This window comes from Brevibacterium sp. FAM 24630, from assembly GCF_049804075.1.
In the GTDB taxonomy this organism is placed as follows: Bacteria; Actinomycetota; Actinomycetes; order Actinomycetales; family Brevibacteriaceae; genus Brevibacterium.
Map to the genome: position 1 here is coordinate 1 of NZ_JBNBZD010000047.1, position 2,308 is coordinate 2,308.

2 protein-coding genes and 1 pseudogene are annotated in these 2,308 nt (G+C 59.7%); all 3 read left to right on the forward strand.

The features are described from left to right. Positions 1 to 147 precede the first annotated feature (147 nt). Positions 148 to 522, forward strand: a pseudogene (locus ACPUD7_RS17570) (ABC transporter permease subunit); the annotation flags it as partial. After that, positions 486 to 1,814, forward strand: coding sequence for an ISL3 family transposase (locus ACPUD7_RS17575; protein ID WP_092105324.1), 1,329 nt, complete (start codon positions 486 to 488; stop codon positions 1,812 to 1,814). The pseudogene ACPUD7_RS17570 and the gene ACPUD7_RS17575, both read left to right, overlap by 37 nt. A gap of 185 nt (positions 1,815 to 1,999) precedes the next feature. Beyond that, the gene (locus tag ACPUD7_RS17580) at positions 2,000 to 2,206 is read left to right on the forward strand and encodes an ATP-binding cassette domain-containing protein (RefSeq protein WP_425120629.1); all 207 of its coding nucleotides are present in this window, start codon (positions 2,000 to 2,002) and stop codon (positions 2,204 to 2,206) included. The last annotated feature ends 102 nt before the right edge of the window (positions 2,207 to 2,308 follow it).

The following is a 2,308-nucleotide window of genomic DNA, read 5'->3' on the forward strand; positions in this document are numbered from 1 at the left end:
ACTGTGAGAGTGCTCCTTTTCCAACGGGTTCTGGTTGTCTTCGCAAACACCATTATCCCTGGTCAGGAGCACTTTTCTTCTGTCAGTCCACCATCCGGTCGATCCTAATCATGAAAACTCGAGGCTAATGCCGGATTCGCGCTTCCAGTAGCCGCGTTCATAGTCAAGAGCGCCGTCGACTCTGTCCCGTACGAAATCGAGGAAGCCGCAATGGTCGACAACACTCCTCGATTCTCCGTGTTGACGATGATCGTCTGCCCACTCATCCTTCCGAGTCTCGCTGCGGCCGCAGTCATCACATTCTTCGCAGCGTGGAACGAGTACTTGTTTGCTGCAACTTTCCTTCTTGACTCCGGCCAATGGGGCTCTTCCGGTTTCAGAGTGCGTAGCAGGGTCTCTGCACCCAGTGTGTCGGTGATGAATGAGAGGCGGGCCTTGGGTGATGATGGAAATTCTCCAAGATCCCTCACACCCAAGGCCCTGCCATGCAATCTACCTCCTCAGCCCAGTCGTGTCCTGTAGCCGATGTCATCTGCCGCACCCTCGAACTCGGCATCCACATCACCGGCGCGCACATCACCGATGACGACGTCACCGTCATCGAAGCCACACCACGAGAACCGGCGGGATTCTGCCCTGACTGCGGGGCGGAAGGACGACTGCGTGATCACGTCATCCGTCACCTGACAGACGTTCCCATCACCGGCCACCCGACCCGTTTGCACGTACGACTGCCGCGTTATCAGTGCGTTCACCCCCAGTGCCGGCGTTCGATCTTCCAGCACCCACTCGAAGCCGCCGAGCCCGGGGCGAAGACCACGAAACGCGCCACGACCTGGATCCTCAAACGCCTCATCCACGATCAGATGAGCATCCAAGCGATCAGCAAGGCACTCGGACTCGGCTGGGACCTCGTCAACCACTTGGCCATCAACGCGGCGAAGTCGCTGGTCTATGCAGATCCTGACCATCTGTCGGGCGTCCGGGTCCTGGGCATCGATGAGCACTGCTGGAAACACGTGCGCGGACAAGGCGAAGACTCTTTCGCGACGATCTTCGTCGACCTGACCCCGCTCATCGACGGAACCGGTCGAGCACGTCTGCTGGATGTGAAAGCGGGACGCTCCGCCAGAGTCGTGACCACATGGCTGAACGAGCGCTCCCCAGCATTCCGTGCCGGAGTCGAAGTCGTCACGATGGACGGGTTCGCCGGCTACCACACGGCGACTATGGAGTCGCTGCCGGAATCGACGCCGGTGATGGACCCGTTCCACGTCGTGCAGCTGGCCGGGCAGAAGCTCACTGCCTGCAGGCAACGCTTGCAGCAACAGATCCATGGACATCGTGGCCGGAAGAAGGATCTCCTGTACCGGGGGCGACGGACTCTGCTGACCCGCCGATCCCTGCTGAACAAGCGGGCAACAGACCGGCTGGAGCGGTTGTGGGCCGAGCATGATGACCACGTCGCGTTGGAAGTGACGTACCTGGTCTACCAGGACGTCATCGATGCGTACGAGCATCCCGATCGGAAGACGGGCAGGCGTCTCATGCAGGCAGTGATCGAGAGTCTGCGCAGAGGCCTGCCGAAAGGGCTTGAGGAGCTTGCTCAGCTGGGGAGGACGTTGTGGCGGAAGCAGGCTCAGGTGCTGGCGTTCTTCGACCGTGGAGGTGCGTCGAATGGGCCGGTCGAAGCGATCAACGGACGCCTCGAGCATCTGCGGGGCATTGGTCTGGGCTTCAGGAACTTCGAGCACTACGTGCTGCGCTGTCTGCTCCACTCCGGGCAGCTATCGGCCCGGGTCAACGCACTCTGAAACCGGAAGAGCCGCCAATGGCCCGCAAGCGTAGGTCTCGCTTCGTTTATCGGTCAGTACGATACACCTCTGCCAGCAGTCATGGGAGCGGCTGTGGTGTTCAGCATTCCAGCGATTGTGTTCTTCCTGCTTGTCCAGAGAAAAATCGTGTCCGGACTAACCGCCGGCGCAGTGAAAGGTTAATCATGACTAGCTTGACATTCGACCGAATTACAAAGAAGTTCGGTGACGCGACCATTATCGACGAGCTCACCGCCGAAGTCGATGACGGCGAGTTCCTCGTTCTTCTCGGGCCCTCAGGCTGTGGGAAGTCAACGCTGCTCAGACTCATTGCAGGGCTGACTGAAGTCAGTAATGGACGGCTGCTGCTAGCCTCGATTTTTCATGGGTAGCTGGTTGCCCATGATTCCGGCTCCGTTGCCGCGTACCGACACTGATTCTGCCATTCGAGCATGACACGACCACCGTGTGTCGCCACGGCCCTGCGGGGATCC

What these genes read in the sequence shown, in the direction of transcription:
- ACPUD7_RS17580 (WP_425120629.1), top strand. Translation starts at nt 2,000, where the DNA reads ATGACTAGCTTGACATTCGACCGAATTACAAAGAAGTTCGGTGACGCG.
- ACPUD7_RS17575 (WP_092105324.1), top strand. Translation starts at nt 486, where the DNA reads ATGCAATCTACCTCCTCAGCCCAGTCGTGTCCTGTAGCCGATGTCATC.